The sequence below is a fragment of the Caldimonas tepidiphila genome (genome assembly GCF_003569765.1).
Lineage (GTDB): Bacteria > Pseudomonadota > Gammaproteobacteria > Burkholderiales > Burkholderiaceae_C > Caldimonas > Caldimonas tepidiphila.
Genome location: NZ_KZ983962.1, coordinates 17,513 through 33,696, shown reverse-complemented (window position 1 = coordinate 33,696; position 16,184 = coordinate 17,513). Strand labels below are relative to the sequence as shown.

8 protein-coding genes are annotated in these 16,184 nt (G+C 73.5%); all 8 read left to right on the top strand.

Features of this window, described 5'->3' with window-relative positions; translation table 11 throughout:
• Positions 1–348 precede the first annotated feature (348 nt).
• The 8 genes from bcsP (at position 349) to D3A59_RS02360 (ending at position 15,843) form a co-directional block, all read left to right on the top strand.
• Positions 349–837, top strand: coding sequence for a cellulose biosynthesis protein BcsP (gene bcsP / locus D3A59_RS02395; RefSeq protein ID WP_119153340.1), 489 nt, complete (start codon positions 349–351; stop codon positions 835–837).
• Positions 834–1,679 (top strand): cellulose biosynthesis protein BcsQ, encoded by an 846-nt coding sequence (bcsQ, locus tag D3A59_RS02390; RefSeq protein ID WP_119153339.1) that lies wholly within the window; start codon positions 834–836, stop codon positions 1,677–1,679. Before bcsP ends, bcsQ begins: the two co-directional genes overlap by 4 nt.
• Before the next feature lie 70 nt (positions 1,680–1,749).
• Entirely contained in the window at positions 1,750–3,864 is a 2,115-nt protein-coding gene (gene bcsA, locus D3A59_RS02385) for a UDP-forming cellulose synthase catalytic subunit (RefSeq protein ID WP_240635901.1), read from the top strand.
• 5 nt (positions 3,865–3,869) lie between these two features.
• Entirely contained in the window at positions 3,870–6,164 is a 2,295-nt protein-coding gene (bcsB, locus tag D3A59_RS02380) for a cellulose biosynthesis cyclic di-GMP-binding regulatory protein BcsB (protein WP_119153337.1), read from the top strand.
• Positions 6,165–6,184: 20 nt separating this feature from the next.
• Positions 6,185–7,348, top strand: coding sequence for a cellulose synthase complex periplasmic endoglucanase BcsZ (bcsZ, locus tag D3A59_RS02375; RefSeq protein WP_119153336.1), 1,164 nt, complete (start codon positions 6,185–6,187; stop codon positions 7,346–7,348).
• 45 nt (positions 7,349–7,393) lie between these two features.
• Positions 7,394–11,506: a cellulose biosynthesis protein BcsC gene (locus D3A59_RS26615; protein WP_119153335.1), complete on the top strand. Its 4,113-nt coding sequence runs from the start codon at positions 7,394–7,396 to the stop codon at positions 11,504–11,506.
• A 53-nt stretch (positions 11,507–11,559) separates the two neighbouring features.
• A complete protein-coding gene (gene bcsD / locus D3A59_RS02365; RefSeq protein ID WP_119153334.1) occupies positions 11,560–12,015 on the top strand; it encodes a cellulose biosynthesis protein BcsD in 456 nt (151 codons plus the stop codon).
• Between the two features lie 255 nt (positions 12,016–12,270).
• Positions 12,271–15,843 (top strand): indolepyruvate ferredoxin oxidoreductase family protein, encoded by a 3,573-nt coding sequence (locus D3A59_RS02360; RefSeq protein ID WP_119153333.1) that lies wholly within the window; start codon positions 12,271–12,273, stop codon positions 15,841–15,843.
• Positions 15,844–16,184 lie beyond the last annotated feature (341 nt).

Here is a 16,184-nt window from a genome sequence, read left to right as displayed (position 1 = left end):
TTCTCGCCGCTTCCCGCCCTTCGGGGCCGCCCTGAGCGAGCCTTGCCGGGCGGGCCTAAATACCATGCTTTCACAACCTCGTGTTATTCGTGCCTATTCAATTTTTCACGAATTCACCCATCTCCCGAGGGGTCGGGAAGGCGTCAAGTTACAATATGTGTGTTTGGAAATGAGTTGAAACAGGATGCCGTCTTCGAAACCGAACCCCTTCCCTCCGTGATAGATGTTTTCGTTTCCCGGCAAGGACGGACGGTTGGGTCATTGCGTTTCCCGCAAGAGGTCGCCGGGAAGCTTCGAGCCGGTGTCATCGCGGCAGATCGACATGCCGCCTGGAGAGGACCTCGAACCATGCCATTCTCGAAAGACATCCACACCCTGTTCCAGCGCTTCGGCGGTCAACCGGAGCACTACAAGGAAATCGGCCGCGAGGAGGAGGCGCTGCAGTCCACGCAGCGCTGGCCGCTGCTGGGCGCGGTGCAGGAGGGGGCGGCACACCGCATTCCCGACGTGACGCGCGACGCGCCCGCCGCCCCCGAGGACGGCGCGGCCTTGCCGCGCCTCCCGCGGGTGAACCTGCCGCCGCCCGGCGCCGCTGCCGCGGTGCCGCCGCTCGCGACTGCCGCGCCGGCACGGGACACGGCACCGCCCGCCGGCTTGCCGGGAAAGCCCGAGGGCGCCGCCTCCCGTGACGCCCTGCCCGCCCGCCCTGCCGCCGCAGGCTCGCCCTCGCTGTCGGGCGTGTTCCGCCGCCTGTCCCGCGTGCCCGAGCCGTCGGCGCCTGCGGCCGCCCCCCCGGCCGGACCGCTGCCCGCGTTCAAGCGCCTGAGGAAGGCATGAAGGTCATCGTCGTTGCATCGGCGAAGGGCGGCGTCGGCAAGACCAGCGTCACGGCCAACCTCGCACCGCTGCTCGCTTCCCGCGGCGCCTGCGTGACGGCCATCGATCTCGATCCGCAGAACGCGCTGCGCCTGCACTTCGGCATCGCCCCGACCCAGGTCGGCGGCATGGCGCGGGCGACGCTCGCAGGCAGCCCCTGGCAGTGGTGCAGCTTCGAGGCGGCGGGCGGTATGCAGGTCCTGCCCTTCGGCGAGATCCGGGACGAGGATCTGCGCCGCTTCGAGCACCACCTCGACCAGCAGCCGCACTGGCTCGCGGAGCACCTCGCCCGGCTGGAGCCGGGCGAGCAGGACGTCTTCGTGATCGACACGCCGCCCGGCCCCACCCCCTACCTGCGCCAGGCGCTCGCGGTGGCCGACCACGTGCTCGTCGTGCTGCAGCCGGACGCCGCCTCCTACGCCACCGTGCCGCTGATGACGCGGCTCGCCGAGGCGCACTGCGGCGCGCGGGCCGGCTTCGGCGGCATCCGCTTCGTCGTCAACCAGCTCGACTCCTCGCGCCCCTTCAGCCGCGACGTCTTCAGGACGATGCAGTCGGAGTACGGCGAGCGGCTGCTGACGGTGATCCACCAGGACCCGGCCGTCGGCGAGGCCCTGGCCTGCGCGCAGCGGGTCGACGAGTACGCCCCGCACAGCCTGGCGACGCAGGACTTCCGCACGCTCGCCGAGCGCACGCTGCGCCTGCTCTTCGACGAGCCCTCTTCGCCCGCGGCGGGACATGCGGGGGGCGACGCGCCGTCCCGCATGGCACGCGCCGCCACCGCCCATGCCGACGCCCGCTGAGGGTAGGGCGGCGGGCCCCTCGTCCCGCGCGCCGCAGGGCCCGTCCGCGCCCGGAACCGCCTCCGCGCCGATGCGGCTCGCGCAGGCGCTCGGCCTGCTGCTCGCCGGCATCCTCTTCTGGCTGGTGGTGAGCACGCCGCTCGAACTCGAGCAGCAGGCGCTGTTCTCGCTGTTCGGCTTCCTGCTCGCGCTCGCGCTGTCGCGGCTGCCGGGGCGCCTGGTCACGATGGGGGTGATCGCGCTGTCGCTGACCGCGTCGACCCGCTACGTGTGGTGGCGCTTCACGTCGACGACGTCCTTCGACAACTGGGCGGACCTGTTCTTCGGCACCGGGCTGCTGCTGGCCGAGGGCTACGCCTTCCTGGTGCTGCTGCTGGGCTACGTGCAGACGGCCTGGCCGCTGGAGCGCAAGCCCCTGCCGCTGCCGGCGGACACCGCCGGGTGGCCGAGCATCGACATCTTCATCCCCACCTACAACGAGCCGCTGGGCGTGGTGCGGCCCACGGTGTTCGCCGCCCTGGCGATCGACTGGCCGCGCGAGAAGCTCAACATCTATGTGCTCGACGACGGGCGCCGCGCGGAGTTCGCCGAGTTCTGCGCCGCAGCCGGCGTGCGCCACCTCACGCGCGGCGACAACCGCCACGCCAAGGCCGGCAACATCAACGCGGCGCTGCAGTCGACGCACGGCGACTACATCGCCATCTTCGACTGCGACCACATCCCGACGCGCTCCTTCCTGCAGACCGCGATGGGCTGGTTCCTGCGCGACCCGAAGCTCGCGATGCTGCAGACGCCGCACCACTTCTTCTCGCCCGACCCCTTCGAGAAGAACCTGAGCACCTTCAAGCGCGTGCCCAACGAGGGCGAGCTGTTCTACGGGCTGGTGCAGGACGGCAACGACCTGTGGAACGCCACCTTCTTCTGCGGCTCCTGCGCCGTCATCAAGCGCGGCCCGCTGCTCGAGGTCGGCGGCGTGGCGGTGGAGACGGTCACCGAGGACGCGCACACCGCGCTGAAGCTGCACCGCCGCGGCTACGGCACCGCCTACCTCGCGCTGCCGCAGGCCGCGGGCCTCGCCACCGAGAGCCTGTCGGGCCACGTCGGGCAGCGCATCCGCTGGGCGCGCGGCATGGCGCAGATCTTCCGCGTCGACAACCCGCTGCTCGGGCCCGGCCTGACGCTCGGACAGCGGCTGTGCTACCTGAACGCGATGATGCACTTCTTCTACGGGCTGCCGCGGCTGGTGTTCCTCACCGCGCCGCTGGCCTACCTGTTCCTGGAGGCGCACGTGATCCAGGCCTCGGCGCTGCTGATCGCCGCCTACTCGCTGCCGCACCTGCTGCATTCGAACCTGACCAACACGCGCATGCAGGGGCGCTTCCGCCACTCGTTCTGGAACGAGGTCTACGAGTCGGTGCTCGCCTGGTACATCCTGCGCCCGACGCTGCTGGCGGTGATCAATCCCAGGCTCGGCAAGTTCAACGTCACGCCCAAGGGCGGCGTGATCGAGAGCGAGTACTTCGACTACTCGATCGCCCGGCCCTACCTGATCCTGCTGGCGCTCAACAGCGCCGGCCTGGCGGTGGGGGTGGGCCGGCTGCTGCACTGGAACACGCACGAGGCCCTGACCGTGGTGCTCAACCTGATCTGGACCGTCTACAACCTCGTCATCATCGGCGCGAGCATCGCGGTGGCGCTGGAGGTGCGGCAACTGCGCCAGAACCCGCGGGTGACGATGAGGACGCGGGCGGCGCTGCGCTTCGAGGACGGGCGCACGCTGGTGTGCGAGACGAGCGACTTCTCGCTCACCGGCGTCGGCCTGCGCCTGCCGGGCGGCCCGCCGGCGCCGCCCGGCACGCCGGTGCAGCTCACGCTGTTCCAGGACGATCAGGAATGCGTGGTGCCGGCGCGCATCGCGCACTGGTCGGGCCCGTCGGTCGCGGTGGCGCTGGAGCCGCTCGACGTCGCGCAGGAATTCGACTACGTGCGCTTCACCTTCTCGCGTGCCGACGCCTGGGTCGCGTCGTGGGGCACGGCGCAGCAGGACGTGCCGGCGCGGGCGCTGCGCGATGTGCTGGGCGCCGGCATGCGCGGCATCTCGAAGATCGTGCATTACGTCGGCGCCGACCTGCGCCGGCACCTGTCGCGCGACAGGAACCGGCTGCGCCCGGCCAAGCAGGAGTGACTCCGATGACAGCAGCAATCCCGACGCGCCGCCGGGCGGCGCGCCACCGCCTGTGCGCCGTCGCGCTGGCCGCCGCCGCCGCCTGGCTCAGCCCGGCCGGCTTCGCGCAGCCCGCGGGCTCCTCCGGCCCGATCCCGGCACCGGCCGCCGCGCAGGTGAAGACGCTGACGCTGCGCCAGCTCGGCGCGCTCGCGCCGCTGGAGCTGCGCGGCGCCGACGGCAGCCAGAGCGTGCCCTTCAACATCCGCGCCGACGAGGTGGTGACCAGCGCGCGGCTGAGCCTCACCTTCACGCATTCGCCGGCGCTGCTCGAGCAGCTCTCGCACCTCAACGTGCGCGTCAACGACGAGGTGATCGCCACGCTGCCGCTGCCGCGCGCGCAGGCCGGCACGCCGCAGCAGCGGGTGGTGACGATCGACCCGCGGCTGCTCGGCGAGTACAACCGCCTGACGCTGCAGCTGATCGGCCACTACACGACGGAGTGCGAGGACCCGATGCACTCGAGCCTGTGGGCCAACGTCGGCAACACCGACAGCGTGCTCGAGCTCGGCATCTCGCCGCTGCCGCTGGCCAACGAGCTGAGGCTGCTGCCCGCGCCCTTCCTCGACCTGCGCGACGCCTCGCAGCTGCGCCTGCCCTTCGTGCTGCCGGTGGCCGACTCCGCGGCCGTGCTCGAGGCGGCCGGCATCCTCGCGTCCTGGTTCGGCGCCGCCGCCGACTACCGCGGCGCGGTCTTCCCCACCTCGGTCGGCTCGCTGCCTGCGCAGGGGCACGCCGTCGTGCTGCTGCTGGGCAACGCGCGCCTGCCCGGCGTCGAGGTGCCGCGCATCGCCGGCCCGACGCTGTCGGTGCAGAGCCATCCGGGCGACCCGCTCGGCAAGCTGCTGCTGGTGATGGGCCGCGACGAGGAGGAGCTCAAGACCGCGGCGACCGCGCTCGCGCTGGGTCGCCAGGCGCTGTCGGGAACCACCGCCGTGGTGGGAAGGCTCGACGGCCTCGCGCCGCGCCGGCCCTACGACGCGCCGCGCTGGATCGCCTCGGACCGGCCGGTCAAGCTCGGCGAGCTGGCGCTCGATCCGCGCGAGCTGCAGGCCGCCGGCCAGCGCGACGCCTACGTGAAGCTGCCGGTGCGCTTCCCGCCGGCGCTCACGAGCTGGCGCGGCGCCGCCGCGTCGATGGAGCTGAAGTACCACCACACGCCGCGCACGAGGCTGGACGACTCGATGCTCAACATCAGCCTCAACGAGCATCACGTCCGCGCGCTGCCGCTCGCGCCCGGCGCGCTGGAGGATTTCAGCACGCTGCGCAGGGCGGTGCTGCAGAAGGCGGGCCTCGGCGACACGGTCGCCGCCGAGGCGCGGCTGATGCTGCCGGTGCACCAGCTGCCGCCCTCGGGCCAGCTGAGCTTCCACTTCGCGTTCGACCTGCACAAGGAGGGCGCCTGCAAGGACGTGATGCTCGAGAACGTCCGTGGCGCGATCCACCCGGACTCGACCATCGACCTGTCGGGCCTGCACCACTTCATCGCGATGCCCGACCTGGCGGCCTTCGCCAACCAGGGCTTCCCGTTCACCCGGCTGGCCGACCTGGCGGAGACCGCGGTCGTGCTGCCCGACGCGCCCTCGCCCGCCGACCTCTCGACCTACCTCGCGCTGATGGGCCGCTTCGGCGGCGCCACCGGCCACCCGGCGGTGCGCGTCGCGGTGCACACCGCCGCCGGCTCGCCCACGCTCGAGGGCAAGGACCTGCTGCTGATCGGCGCACCGGCGCAGCTGCCGCTGCTGCAGCAGTGGGAGGGCCGGCTGCCGGCCTCGCTCTCGCCGGCCGGCAGCCGCTACACGCTGTCCGACGCGTGGGCGCGGCTGCTGTCCTGGGTGCGCGGCGATCCGCAGCGGCCCGCCGCACGGCGCACCGCCGAGCTGACGCTGCTCAACCCCGGCCCGCAGGCGCTCGTCGCCGGCTTCGAGTCGCCGCTGTCGCGCGGCCGCAGCGTGGTTGCGGTGATGGCCGAGCGCCCGCAGTCGCTCGACGCCCTCGTCGATGCGATGCTGTCGCCGGCGCTCGTCGGCCGCTTCCGCGGCAGCCTGGTATCGGTGCGCGAGCACCAGGTCGAGACGCTCGACGACGAGGCCCGCTACCACGTCGGCTCGCTCGGCCTCGTCGGGGACGTGCACTGGTTCCTGTCGCGCCACCCGCTCGCGCTGTTCGGGCTGCTGGCCCTGGGCTCGCTGCTGATGGCCCTGCCCGCCTACCTGTTCCTGCGTCGCAAGGCGCGGCGCCGGCTGGCCGGCGCGCAGTGAGCCCTGCACTCCCGACCGAGATGAAGGCCCCCGCCCGCCCCGCCCCGCCCCGCCGCCGCATGCTGCGGCTCGCGGGCGCGCTGCCGCTGACGCTGCTGCTGCCGCCGCGCGTGCAGGCCGAGCCGCGCCCCTGGCCGATGTGGCAGCGCTTCGTGCAGCGCTTCGTGCAGGACGACGGCCGTGTCGTCGACCACGACACGGCCGAGAAGCACTCCACCTCCGAGGGCCAGTCCTACGCGATGTTCTTCGCGCTGCTTGCCGGGGACCGGGCGCTGTTCGAGCGGCTGTGGCAATGGAGCCTGGCCAACCTCTGCCCGGGCGGCCTCGCGCGGCAGCTGCCCGCTTGGCGCTGGGGCCGCCGGCCGGACGGCAGCTGGGGTGTGCTCGACGCGAACGCCGCGGCGGACGCGGACATGTGGTTCGCCTACGCGCTGCTCGAGGCGCACCGGCGCTGGGGCGAGGCGCGCCACCTCGCCGACGCCGAGCTGCTGCTGGATCACGTCGAGCGCAGCGAGATCGCGAACCTGCCCGGCTTCGGCGCGATGGTGCTGCCCGGCCCGGCCGGCTTCACGCCCGACGCCGACACCTGGCGGCTCAACCCCAGCTACCTGCCGCTGCCGCTGCTGCGCCGCTTCGCGCAGCACCGCCCGTCTGGCCCCTGGGCCGAGATCGCGCGCAACACGCCGCGGCTGATCGGGGCCGCGGCGCCGCGCGGCTTCGCGCCGGACTGGATCGCCTACCGCCGCGGCAGCGGCTTCCAGCGCGATCCCCTGCACCCGGACCTCGGCAGCTACGACGCGATCCGCGTCTACCTGTGGGCCGGCCTCACCGCCGCGGCGGACCCGCTGGCGCGGCCGCTGCTGCGCAGCCTCGACGGCATGCGGCAGGCGCTGCGCCGCGACGGCGTCCCGCCCGAGCGCGTCGACGTCGCCAGCGGCGGTGTCGCGGGCCGCGCGCCGGCGGGCTTCCATGCCGCGGTGCTGCCCTTCCTGCACGCCTGCGGCGAGACCGCGCTCCATGCCCGCGTCCTGGCGCTGCTCGACCCGGCGCAGGGCCCGTTGCGCGAGCAGCCCGCGCAGCCCTGGCCCTACTACGACCAGATGCTCGCGCTGTTCGGGCTCGGCGCGACCCAGGGCCGCTATCGCTTCGGCGCCGACGGGCGGCTGCAGGGCCTGCGCCGCTGAGCCTGCCCGCCCTCCCTTCCGCAACCTCCGCCCCCCCGAAGAATCATGTCCAAGAACCGGGCCCTCGCTCTCGGCATCGCGATCGCACTCGGCGCCGGCGCCGCCACGGCCCAGGACGCGGCGATCCGCCCGCTGATCGAGCAGGCGCAGTACTGGCAGCAGCGCGGCCGCGGCGACCGCGCCGCCGAGGCCTGGCAGAAGCTGCTGCGCGTCGTGCCGGACCATCCCGACGCGCTCCTCGGCCTGGCGCAGGTCGAGCTGCAGGCGGGCAACGCGGCCGGCGCGAACGAGCGGCTCGCGCGGCTGAAGGCAGCGCACCCGCAGGACCCGCGCATCGCCCGGCTCGAGGCGCAGATCCGCACCGGCAGCCCGGGCGCGCAGGCGCAGCTCGCGCAGGCGCGCGACCTGGCCCGCGCCGGCAAGGCCGAGGAGGCGGCATTGCGCTACAAGGAGGCGATCGGCGCCCGGCCGCCGGCCGACCCCGGGCTCGCGCTGGAGTACTACCAGACGCTCGGCGGCACCGCGCAGGGCTGGGAGGAGGCGCGCGCCGGCCTCGAGCGCCTCGCGCGCGAGCGGCCCGACGACGTGCGGGCGGCGCTCGCGCTCGCCGAGCACCTGAGCTACCGCGAGGCGACGCGCCCTGCCGGCATCGAGGCGCTGGCGCGGCTCGCCGGCCGCCCCGAGGTGGCCGCGCAGGCCCAGCGCAGCTGGCGCCGCGCGCTGGAGTGGCTCGGCACGCGGGCCGCCGACGCCCCTCTCTACCAGGCCTACCTGCGTGCCCATCCGGGCGACGCCGGTATCGCGGCGCGGCTGGAGCAGATCGCCCGGCGCCAGCAGGACGAGCAGCGCCGGGCCGCGGGCGAGCGCGCCGCGGGCGAGGCCGCGGCGGCGCGCGGCCAGGCGATCGACGCCGCGTTCGCGCTGCTCGACCAGGGCGCGCTGGAGCAGGCCGAGCAGCGCTTCGGCGAGCTGCTGTCCTCGCGGCCCGGCGACAGCTCCGCGCTCGGGGGCCTGGGCATCCTGCGGCTGAAGCAGTCGCGCTACGCCGAGGCGCGGCAGCTGCTGGAGAGCGCCTCGAAGAGCGGCGCGCAGCGCTGGAGCAAGGCGCTCGCGAGCGCGCGCTACTGGTCGGCCTTCGAGCTGGCCGAGCAGGCACGCGCCGCCGGCGACAGCCGCCGCGCGCTCGAGCTGCTGCAGCAGGCGGTGCGGCTCGATGCCGCCGAGCCTGCGGCGCAGCGCGCGCTCGCCGACGTGCTGGCCGAGCTCGACCGCGCGCCGGAAGCCGAGGCGCAGTACCGCAAGGTGCTCGCGCTGCACCCCGGCGACGCGCCGGCGCTGCAGGGCCTGATCGGGCTGCTGGCGCGCCAGGAGCGCGCCGGCGAGGCGCTCGCGCTCGCCGCGAGCGTGCCGCCGCCGCAGCGCGCGCAGCTCGCCCCGCTCGGCCGCCTGCGCGCCGAGCAGCTGCGCCGCGACGCCACGGCCGCCGAGCAGCGCGGCGACGCGGCGACGGCGCGCGCCGCGCTGGAGGAGGCGCTGCAGGCCGACCCGGACCATGTCTGGGTGCGCCTCGACCTCACGCGCAACTACCTGCGCGCCAAGGCGCTGCCCGAGGCACGCAGCCTGGTGGAGGGGCTGCTGCTGACGCAGCCCTCGCAGCCCGAGGCCCTGTTCGCCAGCGCGCTGCTGTCGGCGGAGACGGGCGACTGGGCGCAGGCCGTGCAGATGCTCGAACGCGTGCGCCCGGAGCAGCGCACGCGCGAGATGTCGGCGCTCTACACCCGCGCCTGGGTGCAGCAGCAGCTCGCACGGGTCCGCTCGCTCGCGCAGGGCGGTCAGGCCGCGGCGGCGCGCTCGCTGCTCGCCCGGGTCGAGCCGCACGCGCAGGGCGACGCCGACCTGCAGACCGCGCTCGCCACCGCCCATGCCGACCTCGGTGACGCCCCGCGCGCGCTCGGCATGATGCGGCGCCTGATGTCGCAGTCCGCGACGCCCGAGACCGGGCTGCAGCTGCGCTACGCGGGCCTGCTGCTCGCCGCGCGACAGCATGTCGAGCTCGCCGGGCTGATGCGCCGCCTGCAGGGGATGCCGCTCGACGAGGCACAGCGCGGGCAGTACGAGCGACTGCGCAGCGCCTACCTGGTTCAGCAGGCCGACCTGCTGCGCGAGGCCGGCAACCTCGAGGGCGCCTACGAGATGATCGCGCCGCTGCTGGCCGGGCAGCCGCCGGACCCGGCCGCGCTCGGTGCGCTGGCGCGCCTGCACTCGGGCGCCGGCGAGCATGCCGAGGCGCTGGCGCTGTACGACGCCCTGCTGCGGCAGTCCCCCGAGGACCACGAGCTGCTGCTCGCCGCGGCCGGTGCCGCGCTCGGCGCGCGCCAGCTCGAGCGCGCGCAGAACCTGATCCTGACCGGGCTGGAGAGCCGTCCGCAGGACCCGCAGCTGCTCGCCGGCGCGGCGCGGCTGTTCCGCGCCCGTGGCCAGGCCCGCGAGGCCGAGCAGTACCTGCGGGCCGCCGTCGCCGCCGAGGAGGCGCAGCGCCTGGCGACCGCAGGCGCCGCTGCCGCCACCGCTGCGGGACCGGCCCCCGTGCGCGGCAGCAACCCCTTCCAGGGCCGCACCGGCACGTCCCGCACCTCGCTGCCGGCCGCCGCCATGCTGCCCGCCGGTGCCCCGGGAACCGGCAGCCCCGCCGACTACCGCGGGGTGCCGCCCGCCGCCCCCGCTGCCGCGGCGCCGCTCCCGGCGCGCAGCGGAGCGTCCGCCGAACGGCCGATGTCCCCGCAGCGTGCGAGCGCCGCCTCGCAGGCCCGTCCCGATGTTCCGGCGGCCGGCCCCGCCCGCACCGCACCCGGCGGCCTTCCCGACCCGGCACCCGTCGCGAGCGCGGTCGCGCCCGCCTGGGCGGCGCACCCGGCCTCACCGGCGGGAGCGCCACTGGCCGCCGCCGCGCCGCACAGGACGGCGCTGCGCGACGAGCTCGCGCAACTCGCGCAGGAACGCGCCACCAGCGTCAGCATCGGCAGCGAGCTGCGCCAGCGCGCCGGCGAACCCGGGCTCGGCGCCGTCTCGGAGCTCAAGCTGCCGATCGCGGCGAGCACCAGCGCCGGCAACGGCCGCGTGACGCTGGAAGCGGTGCCGACCGTGATCGAGGCCGGCACGCCCTCGGCGCAGTACGACACCGCCAGCCGCTTCGGCGGCGGCCCCGAGGCGAGCCTCGGCGGCAGCGGCCGCGCGGGCTCGCAAAGCGCCAGCGGCGTCGGCCTCGGCCTCGTCTACGACCGCGCGGGCTTTCAGGCGAGGATCGGCACCACGCCGCTCGGCTTCCCGCACGCGGAGCTGGTCGCGGGGCTGCGCTGGCAGGGCCCGGCCGGCGGCGGCCTGGCCTACACGCTGAACCTGTCGCGCCGCCCGCTCGACGACAGCCTGCTCGCGATCGCCGGCATGACGGACCGCCGCTACGGGCTGTCCTGGGGGGGCGTGATGGCCAGCGGCGTGCGGCTCGACCTCGCGCGCGAGGACGGCCCCTACCAGCTCTACGGCTGGGGCCTCTTCGACGCGCTCGACGGCCGCCAGGTGGCCTCCAACCGCCGCATCGAGGGCGGCGCCGGCATGAACTACCGGCTGCTCGGGAGCGAGACGGAAACGCTGCTCGCCGGCATCAACCTGACGCTGCTCGGCTACCAGCGCAACCTGCGCCACTACACCTACGGCCACGGCGGCTACTTCAGCCCGCAGTCCTTCGCGTCGCTGAGCGTACCGCTGGAGTGGAAGCTGCGCAGCGGCGCCACGAGCTACCAGATCGCCGGCGCGATCGGCCTGCAGGGCTTCCACGAGGACGCGGCCGACTACTTCCCCACCGACCCGCAGCGGCAGGCGCGCGCGGTCAACGCCGCGGGCACCGCCGGCCGGCTCGGCCTGACGACGCAGCCCGCCGCGGTCCACGAAGGCCAGACCAAGGTCGGCCTCGCCTACCGGGTGAGCGGCCGCGCGGAGTACCAGCTGACGCAGCAACTCCACCTCGGGGGTGTGCTCGGCTTCGACTCCGCCCGCAACTACCGCCAGCTCAATGCGGGCGTCTACATGCGCTACTCGGGCGCGCTGTCCGGCGACTCCGCCGCGCCGCCCGCCACGCTGCCGAGCCTGACGACACGCCCCTGACGGCGCCCGCCCCCTCAGCAGCCCCCCGCCGAAGAAAACAGAAAGGCCCCCGAATGAACGAGTCCATCGTCGAATACCTGAGCGAGCAGCAGTGCGCCCTGCAGTGGCGCTCCTTCCTGGCGACGCTCGGCCAGACGCTGCTGGAGCGGCTCGGCCCGGTCGAGCTGCGCGCGCTGATGCAGTGCGTCGGCGAACGCTTCGCCCGCGAGCACCCGCTGCGCGGCTGCGACACGCTCGACGACCTGGAGCTGGCCCTCAGCGAGGTGTGGGTGGGGCTGAACTGGGGTTGGGCCACCGTCGAGGAGACCGAGGACTGCCTCGTCATCCGCCATCAGTGCGCGCCCCTGGCCGCCGCCTTCGGCGCCCCGGCGCTCGCCTGGAGCGCCGCCTTCCTGCAAGGCGCCTACCAGGCCTGGCTCGGCCAGCTCGGTGCCGGCAGCGAGCTGGCGGTGCACCCGGGCGCCAGCGATCCTCAGGGCCTGAGCCTCGAGTTCCAGCTGCGGCGCTGAGCCCCGGCCGGCGCGCGGCAGCGGCGCCGAGAAACTGCGGGTATTCCCTCAATACACGGCAAATCGAGCAGATCCTTTCCAGGAAGGAGGGCTGAGGGGTAGCCTATTCCCGCAATGGCGTCGCGCGAGGCAGCGAAAGCAAGGACATGCCGCGCGCGAATTCCTACACTGGACTCCATCCCGTCGTGCGGGCGCGGCCCGGCGTCACGAGCGCCGCGGCTGCCCGCCGCCACCGATTGCGAAGGAAGTCCCGCAATGAACGCCCCCCTCCCCGACTCGATCCGCCGCGCCCTCGAGAGCGTCACGCTCGAGGACAAGTACACCCTGGCCGGCGGCCGCGCCTTCATGAGCGGCATCCAGGCGCTGGTGCGCCTGCCGATGCTGCAGCGCCAGCGCGACGCGCTCGCGGGCCTCAACACCGCCGGCTTCGTCAGCGGCTACCGCGGCAGCCCGCTCGGCGGCTACGACCAGGCGCTGTGGCAGGCGAAGAAGCACCTCGCGAAGCAGAACGTCGTCTTCCAGCCCGGCGTCAACGAGGAGCTCGCCGCCACCGCCGTGTGGGGCACGCAGCAGCTCGACCTGTTCCCGCAGTCGAGGAAGTTCGACGGCGTGTTCGGCCTCTGGTACGGCAAGGGCCCGGGCGTGGACCGCTGCTCGGACGTGTTCAAGCACGCCAACATGGCCGGCACCGCGCGCCACGGCGGCGTGCTCGCGATCGCCGGCGACGACCACGTCGCCAAGAGCTCCACCGCCGCGCACCAGAGCGACCACATCTTCAAGGCCTGCGGGCTGCCGGTGTTCTTCCCGGCGAGCGTGCAGGAGATTCTCGACCTCGGGCTGCACGGCATCGCGATGAGCCGCTTCTCGGGGCTGTGGTGCGGCATGAAGACGATCCAGGAGATCGTCGAATCGTCGTCGAGCATCAGCGTCGACCCCGACCGCGTCGAGATCGTGCTGCCCGAGGACTTCCAGATGCCCGAGGGCGGGCTGCACATCCGCTGGCCCGACCCGCCGCTGGAGCAGGAAGCGCGGCTGATGGACTACAAGTGGTATGCGGCGCTCGCCTACGTGCGCGCCAACCGCCTCAACCGCACCGTGGTCGACTCGCCCAACGCGCGGCTCGGCATCATCGCCAGCGGCAAGGCCTGGAACGACATGCGCCAGGCGCTGCACGACCTCGGCATCGACGACGATCTCTGCCGCGCGCTCGGCATCCGGCTGCACAAGGTCGGCGTGGTCTGGCCGCTCGAGGCCAGCATCACGCGCGAGTTCGCCACCGGGCTCGAGGAGATCCTCGTCGTCGAGGAGAAGCGCCAGGTCATCGAGTACCAGCTCAAGGAGGAGCTCTACAACTGGCGCGAGGACGTGCGCCCGAACGTGCTGGGCAAGTTCAGCGAGCCCGAGGGCGACCACAGCGGCGGCGAGTGGTCGATGCCCAACCCGGCGCAGAACTGGCTGCTGCGCGCCAAGGCCGACCTGAACCCGGCGCTGATCGCGCGCGCCATCGCGCAGCGGCTCGAGAAGCTCGGCATGCTCGCGCGGCTCGACGCCGACCACCGCGCGCGCATCGCCGCGCGGCTCGCGGTGATCGACGCGAAGGAGCGCGCGCAGCAGGCGCCCTCGGTCGTCACCGACCGCGCGCCCTGGTTCTGCAGCGGCTGCCCGCACAACACCAGCACCCGCGTGCCCGAGGGCTCGCGCGCGGTCGCGGGCATCGGCTGCCACTACATGACGGTGTGGATGGACCGCCAGACCTTCACCTTCACGCAGATGGGCGGCGAGGGCGTGCCCTGGGTCGGGCAGGCGCCGTTCACGACCGACCAGCACATCTTCGCCAACCTCGGCGACGGCACCTACTACCACTCGGGGCTGCTCGCGGTGCGCCAGAGCATCGCCGCGGGCGTGAACATCACCTACAAGATCCTCTTCAACGGCGCGGTGGCGATGACGGGCGGCCAGCCGGTGGACGGGCAGCTCGACGTCGCGCAGATGACGCGCGAGCTCGAGGCCGAGGGTGCGAGGAAGATCGTCGTCGTCAGCGACGAGCCGCAGAAGTACGAGGGCGCGCAGGGGCTCGCGCCCGGCGTCACGGTGCACCACCGCGACGAGCTCGACGCGATCCAGAAGGAGCTGCGCGAGATCCCCGGCTGCACCATCCTGATCTACGACCAGACCTGCGCCACCGAGAAGCGCCGGCGCCGCAAGCGCGGCACGATGGCCGAGCCGGATCAGCGCGTGGTCATCAACGAGATGGTCTGCGAGGGCTGCGGCGACTGCTCGGTACAGAGCAACTGCCTGAGCGTCGAGCCGGTGGAAACCGAGTTCGGCCGCAAGCGCCGCATCAACCAGAGCAGCTGCAACAAGGACTTCTCCTGCCTGAAGGGCTTCTGCCCGAGCTTCGTCACCGTCGAGGGCGGCGCGTTGAGGAAGCCGAAGAAGGAGGACCGGCGCCACGACCCCTTCGCGCTGGCCGAGCTGCCCGAGCCGACGCTGCCGCTCGCCGAGGAGCCCTGGGGCATCGTCGTCGCCGGCGTCGGCGGCACCGGCGTGATCACCATCGGCCAGCTGCTCGGCATGGCCGCGCACCTCGAGGGCAAGGGCATCGTCACGCAGGACGCGGCGGGTCTCGCGCAGAAGGGCGGCAGCACCTGGAGCCACATCCAGATCGCCAACCGCCCCGAGGCGATCCTGACCACGCGCGTGCCAACGGCCGAGGCCGACCTCGTGATCGGCTGCGACCCGATCGTCGCCGCCGGCAAGGCCACGCTCGCACTGATGAGCGAGGGCCGCACGCACGTCGCGCTCAACGTGCACGCGTCGCCAACCGCCGCCTTCGTCGGCAACCCCGACTGGCAGCACCCGGGCGGGCAGTGCGAGCAGGTGATCGAGCAGTCGGTCGGCGGCGGGAACGTCGGCCGCTTCGACGCCGACCGGCTCGCGACCGCGCTGCTCGGCGACGCGATCTACGCCAACCCGATGATGCTCGGCTACGCCTGGCAGCGCGGCTGGGTGCCGCTGACGCGCGCGGCGCTGATGCGCGCGATCGAGCTCAACGGCGTGCAGGTCGAGAACAACCGCGCCGCCTTCGAGTGGGGCCGCCGCGCCGCGCACGACCTCAAGAGCGTGCAGGCGCTCGTCGCGCCGGCGCAGGTGGTGCAGTTCCACCGCAAGCCCGCCACCACGCTCGACGAGCTCGTCGAGCGCCGCGTCGAATTCCTCACCGGCTACCAGAACGCCGCCTACGCGGCCGAGTACCGCGCCTTCGTCGACAAGGTGCGCGCGGCCGAGGCGCCGCTCGGCTCCACGAGGCTCACCGAGGCGGTCGCGCAGTACCTGTCGAAGCTGATGGCCTACAAGGACGAGTACGAGGTCGCTCGGCTGCACACGGACCGGAGCTTCCATGACAAGGTCGCCGCGCAGTTCGAGGGCGACTACAAGCTCGCCTTCCACCTCGCGCCGCCCGCGCTCGGCAGGAAGAACGCGCGCGGCGAGCCGGTCAAGCAGCGCTTCGGGCCGTGGATGCTGACCGGATTCCGGCTGCTCGCGAAGCTCAAGGGCCTGCGCGGCACCGCGCTCGACCCCTTCGGCCGCACCGAGGAGCGGCGCTCCGAGCGGGCGCTGATCCGCGAGTACCGCGAGACGGTCGAGGAGCTGCTGCAGGGCCTGACCGCGCAGAACCTCGCGCAGGCGGTCGAGATCGCGCGGCTGCCCGAGGAGATCCGCGGCTATGGCCACGTGCGGGCACGCCACCTCGGCCCGGCACGCGAGAAGTGGGCCCGCCTGATGGCCGCTTGGCGTCAGCAGGGCACCCAGCGCTCGGCGGCCTGAAGCCGAGGCTGCGCCGCCCGGCGCAGCCTGCCGCTCCGGGACGCAAGGGGACGGGCTCCCGCTCCCCGATTCATTCCCTCCCTCCCCCTTTCCTCAGCGCCGTCCCTTCCCTCCCAGGGGAAGGGACGCGCGCTCGTGCGCGACGCCACCGAGAAGCCGCTCGCGCCCTTGCCGGTAGCCTGCCCGACGCGTCTTCCTTCCGAAGCGGAGCCGTGTTTCCGGGAGCGGGCCGGCATTTTTTCGTCGCCGGGTTTTCCTCCTTTCTCTACCCACGATTCCAAGTTTCAAGGTAGTGGTCGTAGTAGCTGTCCCCAGCCTCCTGTGGACAAGTCAGTTTTCGA

What these genes read in the sequence shown, in the direction of transcription:
- bcsA (WP_240635901.1), top strand. Translation starts at nt 1,750, where the DNA reads ATGCGGCTCGCGCAGGCGCTCGGCCTGCTGCTCGCCGGCATCCTCTTC.
- bcsP (WP_119153340.1), top strand. Translation starts at nt 349, where the DNA reads ATGCCATTCTCGAAAGACATCCACACCCTGTTCCAGCGCTTCGGCGGT.
- bcsQ (WP_119153339.1), top strand. Translation starts at nt 834, where the DNA reads ATGAAGGTCATCGTCGTTGCATCGGCGAAGGGCGGCGTCGGCAAGACC.
- bcsB (WP_119153337.1), top strand. Translation starts at nt 3,870, where the DNA reads ATGACAGCAGCAATCCCGACGCGCCGCCGGGCGGCGCGCCACCGCCTG.
- D3A59_RS26615 (WP_119153335.1), top strand. Translation starts at nt 7,394, where the DNA reads ATGTCCAAGAACCGGGCCCTCGCTCTCGGCATCGCGATCGCACTCGGC.
- bcsZ (WP_119153336.1), top strand. Translation starts at nt 6,185, where the DNA reads ATGAAGGCCCCCGCCCGCCCCGCCCCGCCCCGCCGCCGCATGCTGCGG.
- D3A59_RS02360 (WP_119153333.1), top strand. Translation starts at nt 12,271, where the DNA reads ATGAACGCCCCCCTCCCCGACTCGATCCGCCGCGCCCTCGAGAGCGTC.
- bcsD (WP_119153334.1), top strand. Translation starts at nt 11,560, where the DNA reads ATGAACGAGTCCATCGTCGAATACCTGAGCGAGCAGCAGTGCGCCCTG.